Here is a 21,131-nt window from a genome sequence, read left to right on the forward strand (position 1 = left end):
GGTTTCCACCGCCTGCTGCTTCTCGCCGGTGGAGCCTTGCTACGCGCTACCCGGTAATGGAAGAACAGTTGATGCGTGTCCGGCGTTGCGTTGGATTTTGGGGGAGCAGGCAAATCATGACGGGAATTCCCGATCTCGTGGCCGTAAAGGCGATGGATGCCGCGGATCCGCTGGGCGCGATACGTGACCGCTTTGTGCTGCCGCAAGGAGTGATCTATCTCGACGGCAATTCGCTAGGAGCTGCTTCACGTGCCGCTTTCGATGAACTGTACAAGGCCGCGACCGAAGAATGGTCGCATGATCTCATCCGCGCATGGAACACGGCCGGCTGGTTCAACATGCCGCTTGAACTTGGCGACCAGCTCGGGCGCCTGATCGGCGCCGCGGCCGGCCAGACGGTGGTCTGCGACACGACGTCGGTCAACATCTACAAGCTGTTGCACGCAGCCATGGCCATGCGACCGGAGCGGCAGGCCATCGTCGCCGAGGGCGATAGTTTTCCGACAGACCTCTACATGGCGGAGGGTGTGGTTTCGACGCGAAAAGATGCGCTGCTGCACCTCTCGGGGGTCGACGCGCCGACCATTGAGGAGCTGATCGACGAACGCACCGCCGTGGTGCTGGTCAACCACGTCAACTACAAATCGGGCGAACTGCGCGACATGCCGGCGCTGACGCGCAGGGCCCAGGAAGCCGGGGCGATGATCGTCTGGGATCTCTGCCACACCGCCGGCGCGATGCCAGTCGAACTCGACAAAGCCAACGCCGATTTTGCCGTTGGCTGCACCTATAAATATCTGAATGGCGGCCCGGGCGCGCCTGCCTTCATCTATGCGGCTGAGCGGCATCTTTCCGATATCCAGCAGCCGCTCACCGGCTGGTGGGGCCATGCACGGCCCTTCGCCTTCGAGCCAGGCTATGCGGCCGGCACCGGCATCCGCCGGTTTCTGTGCGGCACCCAGCCGATCCTTTCGATGCGCACGCTGAAGGGCGCGCTCGACGTCTGGGACGATGTCGACATGACTGCGGTGCGCAAGAAGAGCATCGCACTGGCCGATCTGTTCATCGAGCTTGTCGAGGCAAAGTGCGGCGCTTACGGGCTAACGCTCGAAAGCACGCGCGACGGGGAAAAACGCGGCAGCCAGATTTCATTCATGCATGAGCATGGCTACCAGATCATGCGCGCGCTGATCGAACGTGGTGTGATCGGCGATTTTCGCGCGCCATCGACCATGCGCTTCGGCTTCACCCCGCTCTATGTCGGCTATGCCGATGTCTGGCAGGCCGTCGAAGTGCTTGAGGACATCCTGCGCACCGGTGCGTGGAAGGATGCGCGCTTCGCCATCAAGGCGGCTGTCACTTGAGATTCATGCGAGAGCTGGAATCGTGAGGCTGGCGACGACGCGCCGCGCGATGCTCGCGGCTAGGTTGCAAGGCCATATTGCAAGGGAGGGCGCCGGGTGTTCGAACGTCACATTGCCGATTGGGACAACGCCTATGCCAACGGCGCCAACATAGCCGGCAGCGATCGCTGGCCGGCGGCCTGGGTCGAGCCCGCGCAGGTTTTCCGCGAGGCGCTTTCGACCGAGGGCAGGGCGCGGCTCGACCTGGCCTATGGCGATAACCCACGCAACCGGTTCGATCTTTTCCTGCCGGCCACCAAGCCGAAGGGGGTCGTGGTGTTCGTCCATGGCGGCTACTGGATGGCATTCGACAAGAGTTTCTGGTCACATCTTGCCGCGGGCGCTGTTGATCGCGGCTATGCAGTTGCCATGCCGTCCTACACGCTCTGTCCGCAGATACGCATTGGCAGCATCGTCAAGGAAGTCGGCGCGGCGATAGGCAAGGCGGCGGCGATGGTCGCAGGGCCGCTGATGCTGACCGGGCACTCGGCCGGCGGCCATCTTGTTAGCCGGATGGTTACCAGGACGACGCCGCTGGCGCCCGAAGTGGTCCGGCGCGTTCGTCACGTGGTGTCGATCTCGGGGGTGCATGATTTGCGCCCGATCATGCGCACCGGCATGAACGAGACGCTGGCGATCGATGAGGCCGAGGCGCAGGCCGAAAGTCCGGTGCTGCTGCGCCCGATGGAAAAGGCCCGCCTGACCTGCTGGGCCGGCGGCGGCGAGCGCGCCGAATTCCTGCGCCAGAGCGCGTTGCTGGCCAACATCTGGATCGGCCTGGGTGCCGCGACCAGCTCCGTAGTCGAGCCCGACCGGCATCATTTCAACATCATCGACGGTTTGGCCGATCCAGACCATCCGCTGACCCGGACCTTGATTTCGGAGTGAGGCAGGTTCAGCGTAGCATCAGCACGTCGCAGGGGGAGCCCGCCGCCGCAGCAGGCGCGAACGGCGCGCGGACGATCAGCCCGTTGGCATCGGCCAGCATTTTCAGCATCGAGGAGTCCTGGATGCCGAACGGCGTCGCCACGAGCGCACCAGCGTCGTCTGTGACAACAGCCCGCACATAATCTTGCCTGAGATCGTTGGCCGGCATGGCAGCACCGAGCCGTGCCCGACGGATATCCTGCTGAAAGGCGCGGCCGCCGAGCCGTGCCAGCAGCGGCTTCAGGAAGAGCTGAGCGCAGACCAGGCTCGCCACGGGGTTGCCGGGCAGGCCGATGCAGCGAACGTCGCCCAGCCGCCCGAACATCAGCGGCTTGCCCGGTCGCATGGCGATCTTCCAGAAATCGAGCGTCATGCCTTGCCCGGTCAGCACGTCATGGACGAAGTCGTGGTCGCCGACCGAGGCACCGCCCAGCGTGACGATGACGTTCGCGCCAGCCTTCACGGCCTTTTCAACCAATGCCGCGATCGCCTCCCTGCGGTCCGGCGCGATACCGAGGTCGAGCGCCCGCGCATCGACCGACTGTGCGGCGGCAGCGACACCATAGGCGTTAGAGGAGATGATCTGGTCGGGGCCAAGCTCGCTGCCCGGCGGCAGCAATTCGTCGCCGGTGGCGATGATGGCGACCAGCGGCCGTTTGACCACGCCGACCTCGGGGTGATTGGCCGATGCCGCCAGCGACAAGGCGGCCGAATCGAGCAGGCGGCCTTTGGGCAGCAGGACATCGCCCTTGGCGAAATCGAGCCCAAGGCGGCGGATGTTGCGCCCCTGCACCGTCGGCTCTGTCACTTCGACGCTGCCGCCGCCGAGGTCGCGGACGTTCTCCTGGATGACGATAGTGTCGGTGCCTTCGGGAAGCGGCGCGCCGGTAAAGATGCGCACGGCCTGCCGCTGCTGCACCGTTCCGGCAAAGCCGCGTCCGGCCGGCGCTATGCCGATCACCGAAAGCCTTGCGGGTAGGGACGCGATGTCAGCCGCCCGCACGGCATAGCCGTCCATGGCGGAGGCGTTGAACGGCGGCTGGGTGCGGAGCGCCACAACCGGCTCCGCCAGCACGCGGTCGGCGGCATCCAGCAGCGCGACACGTTCGCCCGGCAGCGCAACTGCTCCGTCCAGCAGGCGCTCGAGCGCCTCGGCAACTGGGACCAGCGCCATTAGCGGCCTGCCTCGGTGGCCCCGGTGATCTTGTAGTCGCCGGATTTACCGCCGGTCTTTTCAACCAGCCTGATGCCGGAGATGACCATGGCGCGGTCGACCGCCTTGGCCATGTCGTAGATGGTCAGGCAAGCGACCGAGACGGCACTCAAGGCCTCCATTTCAACGCCGGTCTTGCCAGTGACGCGGGTCAATGCCGTCACCTTCAGGCCGGGCAGTGCGACGTCCGGCTCGATATCGACAGATATCCTGGTCAGCAGCAGCGGATGGCAAAGCGGGATCAGCTCATGCGTCTTCTTGGCCGCCATGATGCCGGCAATGCGCGCGGTGCCCAGCACGTCGCCCTTCTTGGCGTCGCCGGCGAGGATCACGTCCAGCGTCTCGGGCCGCATCGCGACAAAACCTTCCGCGACTGCCGTGCGCACCGTCTCAGCCTTGTCGCCGACATCGACCATGTTGGCTTCGCCCTGCGCGCCAAGATGGGTGAGGGCGGGCGCCATCTCAGACCGCCTCTGCCGGCGCCTTGCCCGTCAACAGCAGGCGCGTTGCCGCAGCCACGTCCTGCTGACGCATCAGGCTCTCGCCGACCAGAAAAGTGGCGATGCCGCTCCGCTCCAGCCGGAGGCAATCGTCATGCGAAAAGATACCGCTCTCGCTGACCAGAAGGCGGTCGGCCGGCACAATCGCTGCCAGCCGTTCCGAGGTCTCCAGGGTAGTTTCGAAGGTCCGGAGATTGCGGTTGTTGATACCGATCAGCCGCGACGACAGCTGCAGCGCGCGTTCCATTTCAGCCTCGTCATGCACTTCGACCAGCGCGTCCATGCCGAGCCCGAAAGCTGTCGCTTCGAGTTCTCTTGCCAACGCGTCGTCGACGCTGGCCATAATGATCAGGATGGCATCGGCGCCCCATGCCCTGGCCTCGTAGACCTGATAGGGGTCGAACAGGAAATCCTTGCGTAAGGTAGGCAACTCGACGGCAGCGCGCGCAGCGGTGAGGAATTCGGGCGCGCCTTGGAAAGAGGGTGTGTCGGTCAGCACCGAAAGGCAGGCGGCACCGGCTTTCGCATAGGCCCTGGCCAGCGCCGGCGGATCGAAATCGGCGCGGATCAGGCCTTTGGATGGGCTAGCTTTCTTGATTTCGGCAATCAGCGCAAACCCGCCGGATTTGCGCGTTGCTTCAAGGGCGGAAAGAAATCCGCGCGGCGCGTCGGCATCCGTCGCCCGTGCCTTGATCTCGACCAATGGCACGCGTGCCTTGGCCGCCGCGATCTCGTCGCGCTTGTAAGCCTCGATCTTGCGCAGGATGTCGGACATGGTTTTAACCGTTCGAAATCTCGACCAGCCTGTCGAGCACTTTCAGCGCGCGGCCGCTGTCGATGGCCTGCGCCGCCGTTACCATGCCGTCGGCAAGCGTCGTCGCCTTGCCGGCTACCACCAGCCCGGCGCCGGCATTCATCAGCACCGTATCGCGAAAGGCGCCAGCGGCGCCGCCCAGCATGTCGCGCAGTGCCTGGGCGTTGTGGGCGGCGTCGCCGCCGCGCAACTCGTGCTTGGTGTGACGCGTCAGCCCGACTGCTTCCGGGGTCAGCACAAAGCTGCGTATCTCGCCGCCGGCCAATTCGGCGACCTGCGTTTCGCCGGTGGTGGTGATCTCGTCATAGCCGTCGCCATGGACGACCCAGGCGTGGTCGGCGCCAAGCTCCTTCAACGTTTCTGCCACCGGCATGATCCATTCGGGCAGGAACACGCCGATCATCTGCCGTCTGACACTGGCCGGATTGGAAAGCGGGCCCAGCAGGTTGAAGATGGTGCGGGTGCCGAGCTCGACCCGGGTCGGGCCGACATGCTTCATCGCCGGGTGATGCGCCGGAGCGAACATGAAGCCAACGCCGGCCTCGTGAATACAGCGGCCGACCGTCTCCGGAGGGATGTCGATCTTGACGCCCAATGCGATCAGCACATCGGCGGCGCCGGTCAGCGAGGACAGTCCGCGATTGCCGTGCTTGGCGACGGGCACGCCGCTGCCGGCGATGACGAAGGCGGATGCGGTCGAAATGTTGACGCTGTGCGAATTGTCGCCGCCGGTGCCGACAATGTCGATGGCGCCCTCGGGGGCTTCGACGCGCAGCATCTTGGCGCGCATGGTGGCGACAGCGCCGGCGATCTCGCTGACGGTCTCGCCGCGCACGCGCAATGCCATCAGGAAGCCGCCTATCTGGCCCGGAGTAGCATCGCCCGACATGATAATGTCGAAGGCCTCGCGCGCCTCCTCGAAAGAAAGAGCGCTGCCGGCGGCGACCTTGGCGATGTGGATCTTCAGTGCGCTCATCTGGCCAGGGCTTGGGTTACGGCAGTCTGATCAATGCGGACGTCATATTGCGTCTGCAACTGCGCTACTAACTGGTCGAGCAGGTCGTCGGACATGCCGGATGTGAAGGATTTCTGTGCGTCCTGGGGTACTGAGCTGGCGTCGGCCCCGGCGGGCTCGAATACCTCGGCAACCTTGAACAGGATCTGTCCGTCGCCGGTGGGCGAGGGGATCAGCCCGGTGCCGCCTTCGCCGACGCCGAACATCGCGGCGGCCCCTTCCTTGCCGAAATCGACGTCGTCAGCATCGCGCTTGACGCCGCGTTTGGTCTGTTTTTCGAGCTTGAGCTCACCGGCGATCACCTCGAGCGTGGCGCCGGCCTTGAGACGCTTCTCGAGCTCTTGTGCTTTTGCGGTGAGCCGTTTGGTGGTCTCCGCCGCGGTCCAGTCGGCCACGACCTTCTGGCGGACTTCGTCCAACGTGCGGTCACGGGCCGGCGTGATCGCGCTCACGTCGTAGAAGACGAAGCCGTTATCGGCGGTGGTGAGACCTTCATTGTCGGTTCCGGGTTCGGATTCGAACACCGCCTTGATGAGCGCCGGCGATTCCGGCAGGTCTTTGACGATGCTTCCATCCGGCCGTTGGCCGGTGCGGTCGATGGCGTCGATGGTGACGACCTTCAGCTTCAATTTGGCGGCTGCCTCGGCGAGCGAACTGCCCGAGGCGCGCGTATCCTCGTAATTGTCGTGCACGTCCAGCAAGATGCGGCTTGCCTCGCCCAGTGCCAGGTCCTTGCGGATCTGCTCGGATACTTCGGCCAGCGGCTTCACCACTTCCGGCTTGATCTCGGTGACGCGCAGCAGAACGGGACCAAATGCGCCTTGTACGACCGGGCTGACCTCATTGACGTTGAGCTTGAAGGCAGCGTCGGCGACCGCCTTGTCAGCGATCTTGTCCTTGGCCAGCGTGCCGAGCAGCGTGTCGGCCGGGGTCTTGCCCTCGGCGGCGACGATCTTGTCGAAGGTCGCGCCGGTCCTGAGCGAATCGAGCGCCGCCTTTGCGGCATCAGGCGTCTTGAATACAAGCTGCTCGATGGTGCGCATCTCCGGCGTGGTGTAGCGCGCCTTGTTCTTGTTGTAGTCGTCGCTGACCTGTTGGTCGGTCACCGCGCTCAAATCCATGATGTCTTCCGGCTCGAGCCTGACATAGGAGAACTTGCGGTATTCGGGAGCGGCGTAGGTTTTCTTGTTTTCCTCGAAATAGGCCGAAAGCACGCTGTCGGACGGCGCTTCTATCGGCTCGACAAGCGATTTCGGCAAGGTCAGGTAGTCGATGGTGCGATCTTCGCCGCGATAGAGCGCGACCGCCTTGAAGAATGTATCAGGGGCCTTGAGGCCGTCCGAAACCGCCTCGACGATCTGCTGGCGGACCGCGACCTGGGCGCGGTTCTTCAAATAGTCTTCCGGCCGCATGCCGATCTGCCGAAGCAGGTACTCGAACGTTCTCCTGTCGAAGGTTCCGGCAGGCCCTTTGAACGCCGGGTCTTCACGCGTCAGTTCGGCGAGCCGGTCCTTGGACAGGCCGAGGCCGAGCTTGCGGGCCTGCTCGTCGAGGACGGCACCCGATACGAGTTGCGCCAGCACCTGGTTGTCGATGCCGAGCGCCGTCGCCTGCTCACGGCTGATGCGCTGGCCGAATTGCTGCGACATGACGCTGAGCTGGCGATCGTAGGCGAGGCGGTATTCGTTGATAGAGACCTTGGTGCCTCCGGCCGTGATCACGGCGTCATGGCCGGCAAGACCGCCCATCAGCCGTCCCGAGATACCCCAGACGGCGAAGCTCAACACCAACAATGACAGCAGCAGTTTCGCGACCCAGGTCCCCGCCGCACTTCTCAACATACCAAGCATGAGTACTTCCGATTTTTGCGCATTTCGCATGCGCCGAGTCTGAAACAAGCGCAATAGCGCCCTTCCTGCTCACTGTCGATTGCTTTGTGGCCTGATTTTGATAGTGAGGGCCAGCTGGAAATTGCCCGGAGAAACAATCCCATGACGCCTGGAATCCGCCCGCTCGTCGCCGGCAACTGGAAAATGAACGGTACCAGCGCCTCGCTCAACGAGCTCAGGATGATCGGCAACGGCTTCATGAGCGGGCTCGACGCCGAGACCGAAGCGGTGCTCTGCGTGCCGGCGACCTTACTTGCGCACGCCGCCGAGATTCTGTCGCGCACACCGGTGCGGGCCGGCGGAGAGGATTGCCACACCGAGGAAAGCGGCGCCTATACCGGCTGCATTTCGGCCGAGATGCTGAAGGATGCTGGAGCCAGCCATGTCATTGTCGGCCATTCCGAATGCCGCGCCGATCGCAAGGAGGACGATGCCTTAGTGCAGGCCAAGGCCTCCGCCGCATGGCGTGCCGGGCTGGTGGCCATCATCTGCATTGGTGAGACAAGAGCCGAACGCGAAGCAGGAGCCACGCTCGACGTGCTGTCGCGCCAGGTCGCTGGCTCGGTCCCGCCAAACGCCACGGCTTCCAACACCGTCATTGCCTATGAGCCGGTATGGGCGATCGGCACCGGCTTGACCCCGACCGCCGCCGACGTCGCCGAGGCACATGCGCATATCCGCGAAGAACTGGCCCGGAAGCTCGGCAATACGGCGGCCAAGATGCGCATTCTCTACGGCGGCTCGGTCAAGCCGTCCAACGCCGTCGAGTTGCTAGGCGTCAGGAATGTCGATGGCGCGCTGGTCGGCGGCGCCAGCCTAAAGGCGGCGGACTTCCTCGGCATCGCGGAAGCCTATCGAAACATCGCTTGATACAAGGCTGCTTGCTGCATTTGAGCGGACGGCCGGCGCCGAAATCGTTGCAAAGGACGCATTGCTTCCCATATTCCGGCCACGGGCTTGGAAATGCCGTCAAAGCATTGTATTGAGCCGCCTCCAAATCAGCGGCCGCACCAGGCCTTGCCAGGATAAATTATGGAAACCGTACTGATCGTCGTCCACCTCATGGTCGTGCTCGCGCTTGTCGGCGTGGTGCTGCTGCAGCGCTCCGAAGGCGGCGGCCTCGGCATCGGCGGCGGATCGGGCTTCATGACCGCGCGTGGCGCCGCCAATGCGCTGACGCGGGCGACGGCGATCCTGGCCGCAGCTTTCTTCGTCACTTCGCTGACACTGTCGATCGTAGCGCGCTATGGCGAGAAGCCGATCGACATTCTCGATCGCGTGCCGGCGACCTCGGACGGGGCAGGCAAGGGCGTACTCAACCAATTGCCCGGAACCACGACGCCGACGCCGCCTTCGGGCACCACGGCGCCGACCCCGCCGTCCGGCAATGGCGCGGCAACGACGCCGCCGGCAACCGCTCCGGCGACGCCGCCAGCGACAAACGGCGCCACCGCGCCGGCCACGCCGCAGGTCCCCAACCAGTAATCGGGCATCTTATGCCGCGATCTGTTGTCGTTTGAACACAGTCGCGGCAAATGCCGCACGATCACGAAGATTCGACCGCACCGCGCGCTTGAGGCGCTTCCGGCTAATCGATTATAGGTTGCACGCGGCATTCTCGGCGTCCTTGGGGGGCGCCGGGCGATGCCGTGGGCAACAAGCATTGAACGATCGGATCTTCCCCATGCAGCTTCGCAGCTTCATTTTTGCCGGCCTTTGTGCCGTGCTCAGCCTAGGTGCGCCCGCTTACGCGGCCATGCCGACGGCAAACTCGGCCCATAAAGCCGCAGCAACAACCGACGTCGTCAACGTCGCTGCCAAAAGCGATGCGGCGCAATTGAAGCTTCTCAAGAAGAAGAAAGATCCGACGCCGGACGACCTTGCGCAGATCCGCAAGATCGAAGCCAAGATCGCAGCCGACAAGGAAGCCGCTCGCGCCAAAGCACTCGAAGCCAGGAAGCTGGCGATGCGGGAGGCGGCGAAAGCCAAAGCCGATGCGGAACGGCAGGCATTCCTTGCCAAGAAGAGCCAGCCGCTCGCGGCGGCGAAGGTGGCTGACGCTACGCCAGCCAAGAAGAAGAAGACCCTCAACATCATCGAACCGATTGCGCCGATCCAGTCGGCCGAGCCGATCCCGGCCGAGGCCATGAACGTTGCCCTGACCGGCAACAATGGCGAGTTGCGCAGCGAACCGGTGGGGCAGAAGCCGCAGAGCGTCGGGCTGTTCGCGGGACTGTTCGGCGGCACAACTTCGTCGTCAATGTCGCTGCTTCCGGAAACACGCGCGCTCGACGCCGCACTCGAAAGGAAGCAGGCCAAGCGGCAGTTCAAGGTCAAGCCGGAATTCGTGCCGCAGGAGGTCGAATTCACTGGCTACAACCCGGGCACCATCGTCATCGATACCAGCGCTCGCCGTCTCTACCTCGTCGAATCATCGTCAACCGCCCGCCGTTATGCCATCGCGGTCGGCCGGGAAGGCCTGCAGTTCAAGGGTACGGTTGCCGTCGGCGACAAGCAGGAATGGCCGCGCTGGATTCCGACGCTGGATATGCAAAAGCGCGAACCCAAGCACTATGGCCAATACAAGGACGGTATGCCCGGCGGCGGCGACAATCCGCTCGGTGCGCGCGCCATCTATCTTTACGACGGCAAGAAGGATACCCACCTGCGCATTCACGGCACCATCGCGCCGCAGTCGATCGGAACCAGCGCCTCCAATGGCTGCTTCCGCATGATCAACGAGCACGTCATGGACCTTTACCGCCGGGTGAAAGTAGGCACCAAAGTCGTCATCATCTGACGCTTTGACAGATCGTGCCAAAAGGGCCGGCCTCGCCGGCCCTTTTGTTTTGATACGCCAACGACCAGAGCGCCTTCTTGGGAAAAAGCCTTCGCGGCGGTTTTTTCTCTGGCGGAATCAATTCGGCCGCGTTAAGCGATGACTCCCATGGCGCGATATGTATTCATCACAGGCGGCGTGGTTTCCTCACTTGGAAAAGGCATTGCTGCGGCGGCCCTTGGGGCTCTCTTGCAGGCGCGGGGCTATCGCGCACGCATCAAAAAGCTCGATCCCTATCTCAATGTCGATCCCGGCACGATGTCGCCCTATCAGCACGGCGAAGTCTTCGTGACCGATGACGGGGCCGAGACCGATCTCGATCTTGGCCATTATGAGCGCTTCACCGGCCGCTCGGCCAACCAGCAAGACAACATCACCACCGGCCGGATCTATAAGAACATCATCGAGCGCGAGCGGCGCGGCGACTATCTCGGCGCCACCGTGCAGGTCATTCCGCACGTCACCGACGAGATCAAGAACTTCATCCTCAACGGCAATGACGATTACGATTTCGTGCTGTGCGAGATCGGCGGCACCGTCGGCGACATCGAAGCGATGCCGTTCCTGGAGGCGATCCGCCAGCTCGGCAACGACCTGCCGCGCAACAACGCCGTCTACGTCCACCTGACCTTAATGCCTTACATTCCGACGGCAGGCGAACTGAAGACCAAGCCGACGCAGCATTCGGTCAAGGAGTTGCGCGGCATCGGCATTGCACCCGACATACTGCTGGTCCGCGCCGACCGGCCGATCCCCAAGGAAGAGCGCAGAAAGCTGTCGCTGTTCTGCAATGTCCGCGAAAGCGCCGTCATCCAGGCGCTCGACGTCCCGCACATCTACGACGTGCCGATGGCCTATCACAATGAAGGGCTGGATTCGGAAGTGCTGGCCGCCTTCGGCATCGATCCGGCGCCGAAGCCGCGCATGGAACGGTGGCAAGCGGTGTCCAACCGCATCCACAATCCGGAAGGCGAAGTGACCATTGCCGTCGTCGGCAAATATACGGGCCTCAAGGACGCCTACAAATCGCTGATCGAGGCGCTGTCGCATGGCGGCCTTGCCAACCGGGTGAAGGTCAAGCTCGACTGGATCGAAAGCGAGATATTCGAGAAGGAAGACCCGGCGCCGTGGCTGGAGAAGGTCCATGGCATTCTCGTCCCCGGCGGTTTTGGCGAGCGCGGCTCGGAGGGCAAGATCCTGGCGGCGAAGTTCGCGCGCGAGCGCAAGGTGCCGTATTTCGGCATCTGCTTCGGCATGCAGATGGCCTGCATCGAGGCGGCGCGTTCGCTGGCCGGCGTCGAGCACGCATCATCGACCGAGTTCGGCCCGACCGAGGAGCCGGTCGTCGGCTTGATGACCGAATGGCTGAAGGGCAACATGCTGGAAAAGCGCAGGGAAACCGGCGACCTTGGCGGTACCATGCGGCTCGGTGCCTACCAGGCCGACCTCGCCAAGGGATCGAAGATCGCTGAGATCTATGGCGATACCCAGATTTCCGAACGCCATCGTCACCGCTACGAGGTCAATGTCGACTACAAGGAGCGGCTCGAGAATTGCGGCCTGGTGTTTGCCGGCATGTCGCCGGACGGCGTGCTGCCGGAAACGGTCGAATATCCAGACCACCCCTGGTTCATCGGCGTGCAGTACCATCCCGAGCTGAAAAGCCGGCCGCTCGATCCACACCCGCTGTTTGCCAGCTTCATCGAGGCGGCGGTAGAGCAGTCGCGGCTGGTCTAGACTAGCCGCCCATGCAAACTTACGTCGCGCTGCTCTACAGCATTGTCCTGGGCGAGGGGCGGCGGGTTGTCATGTCCGATCTGAAGGCGATGGCCGAAGGCCTGGGCCTGAATAACCCGCGCACGCTGGTGGCGACTGGCAATCTTGTTTTCGAGGCGCAAGAAACAGAACTTGCGGCGTTGGAGCAGCGGCTGGAGGCGGCGTTCGCAAAGACTTTCGGCCGCCACGTCGACATCGTCGTGCGCCGCGCCGACGGCTGGCTGAAGCTGGCGGCCGGCAATCCGTTCCCAGCCGAATCGGCTGAGGCCGCGGACCAGGTGGCGGTGCGCGTGATGCGGGCGCCCGTTCGCGACGAGGCCGCCGCGGCGCTTGAGGCCTATGCCGGCGAGGGCGAGAAGCTGCGGATTGTCGGCGGCGACATCTGGATCGTCTTTTCGCGCGAGACGCCGAGTTCGCGGCTGCTTGCAGCGGTCAGTCAGAAACGCCTGGGCATCGGCACCTCGCGCAACTGGAACACCGTACGCCGCCTGGCCGAGATGGTCGCAGAATGAACGGGGCGGCTTGCGCCGCCCCGAATCGCTCAAGCCTTGGCTATCCTGGCTCCGGCACCGAGTGCCATCGTGCGCAGCACGTAATAGATGACGCCGGCAATTGCCACGCCGAAGAACCAGCCATAGACGCCCCACCATGACGGCAGCAGACTGGTGAAGTTGGGCAGGATCGAGGAGAAGACCGCGCCGATGCCGGCGGCGATGAAGGCATTGACATGCCAGCCGCCCTGGAAGCGGAATTCGCCATTCTCCCTGTAGAGCGCCTCGACATCGACCTCGCCCTTCCGGATCAGGTAATAGTCGACCATCATCACGCCGAAGATCGGCCCCATCGTCGCGCCGATGATGTTGACGAACGAGGCAGCACTGCCTTCCCAGGGCGCGAAAGGATAAAGCACAAGCGCTATCAACGCCGCGATGTAACCGCCCTTCTTGAAGTCGATCTGGCGTGGAAAAACGTTGGAGAAGTCAAAGGCCGGCGACACGAAGTTCGCCACCACATTGATGCCGAGCGTCGCCACCGCAAAAGTCAGCGCTGCGAGCGCCGCCAGGAACCAGCTGTCGAACTTCGCCGAGATCTGGTCGGGATGCAGCAGCACTTCGCCATAAACGTCGAAGGCAGCGATCGTGGTGACGCCGGCGACAAGCGAGAACAGGATGAGATTGACCGGCAGGCCCCAGATGTTGCCCTTGCGCAGCGATGCCTTGTCCGGCGCATAGCGGGCGAAATCGCAGAAGTTGAGATAGAGCGCGGAGAAATAGGTCACCCAGATAGCCGCCACCGCAAACAGTGAGGTCCAGGAGCCCGGCGTGCCCGGCACGCCCGCGTCCTTCGTCTTTTCCAGCAGCACATCCATCGGTATGTCGCTGGTGAAGGCGAAGGTGCCTGCCTTGATGCAAAGATAGATGGCCAGGATCAACATCATCACCCACACCGCCGGTCCGGCCCAATCCTGGAAGCGGCGCACCGTTTCCATGCCCTTCTGGATGATCAGGAGCTGCAGCGCCCAGATGACGGCGAAGCAGATCACCTCGAGCCCGGAGTGGCCGAGGAAATGTGTGCTCTGGTTGAAGTCGGCGAACCATTGCGAGCGGATCAGCAGAGCTACGATCGCGCCTGAGGCCGCCGCCGTCTGCGCGCCGTACCAAAAGCAGGCGACTATGGCGCGCACCAGCGCCGGTATGTTGGCGCCCCAGATGCCGAAGGAGGCACGCGCCAGGACAGGGTAGGGCACCCCGGTCTTCACGCCGGCATAGCCGACCATGTTCATCAACGCATAGATGATCAGCGAACCGATACCGATGGCGATGATGAAGTTGACGAAGCCGCCGCAAAACAGGAACAGGCTGGCCGCCAGATAGTAGCCCCACAGGCTGTGGACATCCGACGTCCAGACGTTGAAGATCGAGAACGGTCCCCAGTTTCGAACCTTCGCCGGGGCGAGATCCTCATTGTACAGGTCCGGTGATGCGCCTTGTATGGTCATTGCTATGTCCTCCCCTTGCAACCGCACGCGCCTCCACACATGGCACGCAGGTTAAGCCTGACGCAGGGGAACCGGCAAGCAGACGATTTGCCGGCTTTGGCCTTAAAGACATTCAATGAGAAACGCGCTTATCGACCGGACGATGCCGTGGCTGCGACGTTGATCTTCGCCCTTGATTCGGTCTCTGCCTGCTTGTCGGCCGGTCGAGTACCGGAGACCGCCGACGTCTCGAAACTGGCCTTGAGCCAGGCTATTGCGCCGGTCACATCGTCGAGGGCATAGTTTGCGGCCGTCGGCCCGTTCGGCTTCACGCGGATGGAGATGCCGCCAATTTCATTGATCGCCTCGAAACCGTGTTCGTCCGATGTATCGTCTCCGAGGAATATCGGCCGCCGGCCGACAAAGGGCGGAATGGCCATGAAACGCCGGATGGCAGCACCTTTGACGGCTTCCAAAGGCATGAGCTCGACGCCGGCGTTTCCCGGAAGCACCCGATAACCCTTCGGAAGCCGGGCCAATGCCTGTTCGACGAGCTGGATTGCGGGTGCAAGCAGTTGCGGTGCTGCTCTTGTATGAACGGCAAGGACCGGCCCCTTGCGCTCGACATAGACCTTGCCGCTGCCCAGTTCGGCCTCGATCTCGTCGGCAAGGGCGGCGATGTCGGCCGGCGTGTCGGCGGCATCGATGGGACCCGTCGGAGTCAGCCGGTGCTCTAGCCCATACAGTCCGGCGATCCGCAGCTTCAGCGGATGGAACAGCTTGTCCACGGCGGGAATCGATCGGCCGGTGATGAAAGCGACCGCACCATCCAGCCGCCGCTCGATGCGTCCAAGCAGATTGCGCAATTCCTCGCCGACGAACACCGCGTCGGGATGGGCAGCGTGTTCCAGCAAGGTTCCGTCGATGTCGAGGAAGAGCGCCCATTGCCCTTCCGACAGGTTCAACGCCGGCGGTTGTTCAAAGCTTTTCACGATGCTGCCTTCCGTGCCCGCTCGAACATCGAGATGACGTTGTTGGTGTTCGATGGCGGGCGCTCGCCGGTTCCGGTCACCCTGTCGAGATCGCCGCGTTTGCGCAGGCGCGCGGCGTCCAGCAGCATGCTGCCGGCCCAGCGGTAGACATTGTTGTCGCGGACCATCTCACGCATCGGCCGCAAACGTTCGCGCTGCTCTTCCGGCGTCATCGTCAGCGCCTGCAACAGCGCCTCGCTCATCATGGCCGCATCGTAGGGGTTAACGATCAGTGCTTCCAGCAGTTCGCGCGAGGCACCGGCGAAGGTGCTGAGCAAAAGCACGCCCTGTTCGTCGTCGCGCGCTGCAACGAATTCCTTGGCGACAAGGTTCATGCCGTCATGCAGGCTGGTGACCATGCAGATGTCGGCGGCGCGATAGACCTCGTAGACCTGCTCCTGCCGATGATGTTCGGCAACCATCAGGATAGGACTGTATGTCTCGCTGCCATAGCGTCGGTTGAGCTCGTCGGCATAGCGGCGGCATTCGTCGTGGAGTTGCTGGTAGGCGGGCAATGTCCCCCGGCTCGGCGCCGCGATCTGCAGGAAAACCACCTTGCCTATCCATTCGGGATATTTCGTGAACAATTCGTCCAAGGCATGGAAGCGATCGAGAATGCCTTTCGTGTAGTCGAGGCGCTCGACTCCGATGCACAGTTTGGTATCCGCTGACAGGCCGAATCTGTCGCGGACACGGGCGCGGCACTCCTCGACAGACGGCAAACTTGCCAGCAATTGGGCCGGCCATTCTATGGAAATGGGATAGGCGTGGACCAAGGTCGTCTGTCCGCCATAGGAGATTGCCGCGTCTGCCCGTTCTATCCGGCTCTCCAGAAAGCGATCGACACTTTCGGTGAAGTTGTTGGCATGGAATTGGGTATGAAAGCCGATGATCGAACTGCCGAGCAGTCCCTCCAGGATCCGCTCACGCCACGGACAGATGCTGAACACTTCCGAATTGGGCCAGGGAATATGCCAGAAGGTGATGACTATCGCGTCCGGCAGGCGCTGGCGAATCATGCGCGGCAGCAGCGCAAAATGGTAGTCCTGCACCAGCACGATCGGCCGTTCGTTGCGGGCTTCGGCAACCACCGTATCGGCGAACTTGCGGTTGACGGCCTCGTAGGCGTCCCAGTCCGCGGCGCGAAACACGGGGCGGGTGAAGGCGATATGGCAAAGCGGCCATAGCCCCTCATTGGCGAAACCCAGATAATAGCCCTGATATTCCTCCTCCGTCAGCCAAACCCTGCGCAGCGTGTAGGACGGATTGCCTGGCGGCACCTGCACCCGGTCGTCCTTGTCGACGGTGAGGCGGTCTGCCGTGCCGCCGCCATAGGCGATCCAGGTGCCGGCACAGGCGCGGGTGATGGGCTCGAGTGCCGAAACCAGCCCGCTGGCCGGCACTAAAAGTTGCACGCCGTCATCCTTGATGTTGTGGATGTAGGGTTCGCGGTTGGACACCACGATGACCTGTGCGTCCGGCAGGTCGTCGGCCAGGATCTTGCGCAAGGTGTCGGGCGACCATGTGACCAGTGCCGCATCGGCCGATTGGCCATTCTTTTCGAACTCGCGCAGCACCTTGCGTGCCGCTTCCGACGCGACATCCTCGCTCGGCGTGTATGCGGCCGCCGTTGCGCGGCCGCGGCGCTGGCGGGATATCGATAGGAGAATGGCAAAAGCGGAAAAGCCAAAACTTGCAATCAGCAAAACCCAGAGCAGGTTTACAGTATAATCTGACATGGAATGTGATCTCGCCTCCGGCCGGCCGATAGCCGTTTCTATTTTTTTCTGGTTCGCTGCCGTGTGCCGACGACAGCATCCCCCGCTGCCCATTTTTGCAACGCACAAAGAGGCTATCGGTTCCGGACGATTGTAATGCCGGGCGTCATTTCGATGCGCCGCAGCGCGGCGGGTATCAAGTGCGCACGATGAGCGGCACCATCCCCTCATACCGATCGGCGAGAAAGGCGACGACCCGGTCGCCGACACGCTGGAATGTGAGGTCGACCACCGTCGAGCCGACACCCAGATGCCGCAATGTCAGCGTGTCGATGCCGATCGGCAGCCTTGGGCGGGTGACCCGGATTTCGCTCTTCCAGCCGTCGATTTCGAGGCCAAGGCAGGCCTGCATCAGCATGAAGGCCGATCCCGCCGACCAGGCCTGCGGCAGGCACGCGACGGGATAGGCGATCGGCGCTTCGCCCGGCGACCGGGTAAAGCCGCAGAACAGTTCCGGCAGCCGCATGTTGAAATGGACAGCCGATTCGAACGTGCCGCTCATCAGCCGGACCACGCTGTCGCGCACGCCGTAACGTGCCAGGCCGGCACCGCACATGGCGGTGTCGTGCGGCCAGATCGAACCATTGTGGTAGGACATGGGATTGAAGAATATCGCATCGTCGGCCAGCGTCCTCACTCCCCAACCAGAGTGGAACGACGCGGAGAGCAGCTGATCGGCGACCATCTGCGCCCGTTCCGGCTCGGGCAGCCCGACATAGAGAAGATGGCCGGCATTCGACGTCCGTACCTTGCAGAGCTCGCCTGCACCATCGATCGCTAGTGCATAGAAATTGAGATCGTCCATCCAGAAATGGCGTTCCACCGCGGCGCGCATGGTTTCGGCGCGTTCCTCCCAATGATCGGCCTTGTCGTCCTCGCCGCGGCGGCGGGCGAGCGCTGCCAGCCCACGGAACGCAGCAAAGACGTAGCCTTGCACCTCGACCAGGGCGATCGGCCCCTTGGGCATGCGGCCATCGGCATGGAAGACGGAATCGAAACTGTCCTTCCAGCCCTGGTTGGCGAGGCCGGTCTCGGCGCCGCGCTGGTAGGTAACGAAGCCGGTCGCGCGGCTTGTCTCCTCCGTCCATTCGGCCGCTGCACAGAGCGATGGCCACAGGCTGTCGACGAACGCCATGTCGCCGGTACGATCCGCATAGGCGCAAGCGAGATGAATGTAGAGCGGCGTGGTATCGACACCGCCGTAATAGCGGCCGAACGGGAGCTCCCGCAGCGCCGCCATCTCGCCCTTGCGGGTCTCGTGCATGATCTTGCCCGGTTGCGAATCGCTGAACGGCGACGTTTCGGTTGCCTGATGCTGGGCGAGAAAGGCGAGTACGCCGCGCGCCAGCCCAGGATTCAACCACAGCATCTGCAGTGCGGAGATCACCCCGTCACGGCCAAACGCCGTCGAGAACCAGGGTATGCCGGCATAGGGGTAAGGTCCGGTCGCAAGCTCGGTGGTCAGCAACGCCACGTCCGCGCGCGCGCGTTCGATCCAGTCGTTGAAGACGCGGCCGGAGCTGTGCACCGTCGCACCGTGGCGGCGTTTGGCGCGCATGCCGAAGCGAGCGCGGGCGGCGGCAGCCCGAAAACGGTCGCGGTCGGGTGTCTCCGCCACCTCCGGGCCGACCTCGATATAGAGGACCTCGCTGCTGCGCTTCGTCACCGCAACCAAGAAATCCGCACGGCTGGCGGTCAAATTGTCCGGCGCCTGCGAGAACGAGATCGCCGACAGGCGTACGAGCTGGTCCAGCCCGTCATATCGAAGCACCACGGATGTCGGACTGGTCTCGGCGGCGTGGGCTATTCCGCGCTTGAGCCGGGTCGAACCGCGCACCTCGAACATGTCGCGGAAATCTGCTGCGAAATGCAAGGAAACCCGAATGGCCGACGATTCCTGGCTGTAGTTCGAAAGGGTGATGCGCTCGAATAGCCGGTCCTGCCAAAGCAGCCTGACGCGTTCTATGTGGATCGCCCCCTGCGGAATGTCGCGGCCACCGACACTCTGGATCGGCAGATTGGTCAGGTTCGAGGTGAAAAGCACATTGTCCTGGCTGAGCGATGCGCCCAGCAGCGACATTTGCCGGCCACCGATCGTCAGCCGGAATTCCGAAAGCACACGCGTGTCGTCTCGGAAAAAGCCGTCGCCGGCGCCGCGGATGTCGCCATAAGCGTCGGCCACCGCGAAGCAGTCGCCTTGCTTGAGGGCGAACAGTCGGTGCGGCTCCCGGGGCGCAACCTCGTCGAGCGAGGCAAGGGCTACAGCGGGATCAAGCTTACGCTCGTCGAGTTGATTCATACGTCACAAGCTCTGTCGTTTCGTTTCCAACGTCCACAATGACGCCGATCAGGACGCTCTCGCTTCACCGGGAGTGCCGATCAGGCGCGCATAGGCAGTCACATAGTCGTGGGCCATTCTCGTGGCAGAAAAACGGTTTTCGAATACGGCTCTCACCTGTCGCCTGTCGAGGCGCAGCAATTCCGGTATCGAGGCGACAGCAGCATCGACTGAATCGACAAGGAAACCGGTGACGCCGTGGTCGATGATCTCCGGCAGGGCACCGCATTTCCAGGCGATCACCGGCGTGCCGCAGGCCATAGCCTCTATCGCGGCAAGACCGAACGGCTCCGGCCAATCGATCGGAAACAGCAGGCCGGCCGCCTTGCCGAGGAATTCCGCTTTTCTGTCCTCTTCGATCTCGCCGATGTAGTCGACACGGTCGCCGTCGATCAGCGGCTCGACCGTGCCGTGGAAAAAAGCGCGGTCGTCGTCGCCGATCTTTGCCGCAACCTTCAGTTTCAACCCGGAGCGCAAGGCGATCTCAATGGCACGGTCCGGGCGCTTGTCGCGCGACAGCCGGCCCAGAAAGGCCAGATACGGCTCGTCCGCATCCGTCTCGAAAGTCGGCTCGTAGATATTGATCGGCAGCCCGTGATGGATGGTCGCCAGCCAATTGGCCATGGGTAGCCCGGTTCTCTGGCTGCGCGAAATCGAGATCATCGGAAAGCGCGGAAAACGTTCGTAGGCCGGGGCCAGGTCGACATAGTCGAGCCTGCCATGCGGTGTCGTCACCGTCCGGTCAGGCATGTGTTCGAAGAAAGGAAAATGCAGGAAGTGGCTGAGATGGAAATGGATGATGTCGAACTGTTGCGCCCGGTTCCTCACCTCGGCGAGCATCGCGAGATGCGCCGCGGTTTCGGATTTGTGCGGGCGCGGATCGAGACGGAGCGCGCGCTCGCGACACGCCACCAATTTTGCCGAGGTCTTGGTATCGCCGCTGGCGAACAGGGTCACGTCATGGCCAAGCTCGACCAATCCTTCGGTCAGATAGGAGACGATGCGCTCCGTCCCTCCATAGAACCGGGGTGGCACGGATTCATGGAGCGGCGCCACATGGGCTATTCTCATGTCTTGGCATTTCCCTCAAAAAAGACTGCTCGTGGCATCGAAATGCATCAGCCGCGCTAACGTTCCCGTACCATAGCAAGATGTCATCCAATTGGGGCAAGATGTCATCCGATAGGGGCTGCGGGGCGTTTCCACCGCTGCTCGTCTGGTCCGCCAACATTTTCCAAGCCAAGCCCTCTTTGCCGGGAACCAAAGCCCGGTTCGCGAGTTTAGTGGGGTTCGATCGCACGCATCCGGTCGACGGGGAGGAAATGATGGACCGCTTGCAATTCTTTTCACCCGTGCGGATTTTGCGCGGACAGGGACAGCCCGTGGAGGAGATCGACAGCGTTGCCGAAGCAATGGCATTCTTGCGAAAATGGCCGGCCGGGCGGCGCGGGCCGGTTTACCAGTGCGCCGTGAATTGCTGCGCTGCGGCCATGGCCGGCCGGATGTCGGCCGAGGAAGCGCGAAAGGCTTTTACCGGCTTCGCACGGATCACCCGCCTGCTCGAGGGCGATCGGCCGTTGCCGATGAGCGGCGAGGATCGGCATCGCGATCACGCGTTGAGGCGATAGGC

The 21,131-nt window shown here is 63.1% G+C and carries 18 protein-coding genes; 8 read left to right on the forward strand and 10 right to left on the reverse strand.

The genetic code is table 11. The annotated features are described in order from the left end of the window. Positions 1–116: 116 nt before the first annotated feature. Positions 117–1,364, forward strand: a complete 1,248-nt coding sequence (gene kynU, locus NKH17_RS20725) for a kynureninase (protein WP_352806652.1) — start codon at positions 117–119, stop codon at positions 1,362–1,364. A gap of 96 nt (positions 1,365–1,460) precedes the next feature. Beyond that, positions 1,461–2,291, forward strand: coding sequence for a hormone-sensitive lipase (locus NKH17_RS20730; protein WP_352806655.1), 831 nt, complete (start codon positions 1,461–1,463; stop codon positions 2,289–2,291). 7 nt (positions 2,292–2,298) lie between these two features. On the opposite strand, the gene NKH17_RS20735 is transcribed toward NKH17_RS20730, so the two are convergent. The 5 genes from NKH17_RS20735 to NKH17_RS20755 are packed head-to-tail and all read right to left on the reverse strand — an operon-like array spanning position 2,299 to position 7,722. Then, on the reverse strand, positions 2,299–3,504 hold the full coding sequence (locus NKH17_RS20735) for a molybdopterin molybdotransferase MoeA (protein WP_352806658.1): 1,206 nt from the start codon (positions 3,502–3,504) through the stop codon (positions 2,299–2,301). Continuing rightward, a complete protein-coding gene (gene moaC / locus NKH17_RS20740; RefSeq protein WP_352806661.1) occupies positions 3,504–4,004 on the reverse strand; it encodes a cyclic pyranopterin monophosphate synthase MoaC in 501 nt (166 codons plus the stop codon). Before moaC ends, NKH17_RS20735 begins: the two co-directional genes overlap by 1 nt. Position 4,005: 1 nt before the next feature. Next, entirely contained in the window at positions 4,006–4,818 is an 813-nt protein-coding gene (gene trpC, locus NKH17_RS20745; protein WP_352806664.1) for an indole-3-glycerol phosphate synthase TrpC, read from the reverse strand. Between the two features lie 4 nt (positions 4,819–4,822). Continuing rightward, entirely contained in the window at positions 4,823–5,833 is a 1,011-nt protein-coding gene (gene trpD, locus NKH17_RS20750; protein WP_352902265.1) for an anthranilate phosphoribosyltransferase, read from the reverse strand. Next, positions 5,830–7,722, reverse strand: a complete 1,893-nt coding sequence (locus NKH17_RS20755; protein WP_254817296.1) for a SurA N-terminal domain-containing protein — start codon at positions 7,720–7,722, stop codon at positions 5,830–5,832. Before NKH17_RS20755 ends, trpD begins: the two co-directional genes overlap by 4 nt. Before the next feature lie 141 nt (positions 7,723–7,863). Between NKH17_RS20755 and tpiA the strand changes: the two genes are divergently transcribed. The 5 genes from tpiA to NKH17_RS20780 all read left to right on the forward strand — a co-directional run bounded on the left by tpiA (position 7,864) and on the right by NKH17_RS20780 (position 12,888). Further along, on the forward strand, positions 7,864–8,631 hold the full coding sequence (gene tpiA, locus NKH17_RS20760) for a triose-phosphate isomerase (protein WP_352507308.1): 768 nt from the start codon (positions 7,864–7,866) through the stop codon (positions 8,629–8,631). A gap of 162 nt (positions 8,632–8,793) precedes the next feature. Next, on the forward strand, positions 8,794–9,246 hold the full coding sequence (secG, locus tag NKH17_RS20765) for a preprotein translocase subunit SecG (RefSeq protein ID WP_254817294.1): 453 nt from the start codon (positions 8,794–8,796) through the stop codon (positions 9,244–9,246). 199 nt (positions 9,247–9,445) lie between these two features. Next, entirely contained in the window at positions 9,446–10,561 is a 1,116-nt protein-coding gene (locus tag NKH17_RS20770) for a L,D-transpeptidase (RefSeq protein ID WP_352507307.1), read from the forward strand. A gap of 147 nt (positions 10,562–10,708) precedes the next feature. Beyond that, positions 10,709–12,337, forward strand: coding sequence for a CTP synthase (gene pyrG, locus NKH17_RS20775; RefSeq protein ID WP_352806671.1), 1,629 nt, complete (start codon positions 10,709–10,711; stop codon positions 12,335–12,337). An 11-nt stretch (positions 12,338–12,348) separates the two neighbouring features. Further along, a complete protein-coding gene (locus NKH17_RS20780) occupies positions 12,349–12,888 on the forward strand; it encodes a DUF1697 domain-containing protein (RefSeq protein ID WP_352806674.1) in 540 nt (179 codons plus the stop codon). A gap of 29 nt (positions 12,889–12,917) precedes the next feature. On the opposite strand, the gene NKH17_RS20785 is transcribed toward NKH17_RS20780, so the two are convergent. From NKH17_RS20785 to NKH17_RS20805, 5 genes are all read right to left on the reverse strand, one after another. After that, complete coding sequence (locus NKH17_RS20785; protein WP_352474257.1) at positions 12,918–14,375, reverse strand: NCS1 family nucleobase:cation symporter-1; 1,458 nt, start codon at positions 14,373–14,375, stop codon at positions 12,918–12,920. Positions 14,376–14,503: 128 nt separating this feature from the next. Continuing rightward, complete coding sequence (gene otsB / locus NKH17_RS20790) at positions 14,504–15,346, reverse strand: trehalose-phosphatase (protein WP_352806677.1); 843 nt, start codon at positions 15,344–15,346, stop codon at positions 14,504–14,506. Next, entirely contained in the window at positions 15,343–17,124 is a 1,782-nt protein-coding gene (locus tag NKH17_RS20795; RefSeq protein WP_352806680.1) for an alpha,alpha-trehalose-phosphate synthase (UDP-forming), read from the reverse strand. Before NKH17_RS20795 ends, otsB begins: the two co-directional genes overlap by 4 nt. Positions 17,125–17,299: 175 nt before the next feature. Further along, positions 17,300–19,462: an amylo-alpha-1,6-glucosidase gene (locus NKH17_RS20800; protein WP_352478897.1), complete on the reverse strand. Its 2,163-nt coding sequence runs from the start codon at positions 19,460–19,462 to the stop codon at positions 17,300–17,302. 48 nt (positions 19,463–19,510) lie between these two features. After that, entirely contained in the window at positions 19,511–20,572 is a 1,062-nt protein-coding gene (locus NKH17_RS20805; RefSeq protein WP_352801665.1) for a glycosyltransferase family 4 protein, read from the reverse strand. A 179-nt stretch (positions 20,573–20,751) separates the two neighbouring features. On the opposite strand from NKH17_RS20805, the gene NKH17_RS20810 reads away from it, so the two are divergent. Next, positions 20,752–21,129, forward strand: coding sequence for a DUF982 domain-containing protein (locus tag NKH17_RS20810; protein WP_502895588.1), 378 nt, complete (start codon positions 20,752–20,754; stop codon positions 21,127–21,129). The last annotated feature ends 2 nt before the right edge of the window (positions 21,130–21,131 follow it).

Origin of the sequence: Mesorhizobium sp. M1334, from assembly GCF_040317995.1 — a bacterium.
Lineage (GTDB): Bacteria > Pseudomonadota > Alphaproteobacteria > Rhizobiales > Rhizobiaceae > Mesorhizobium.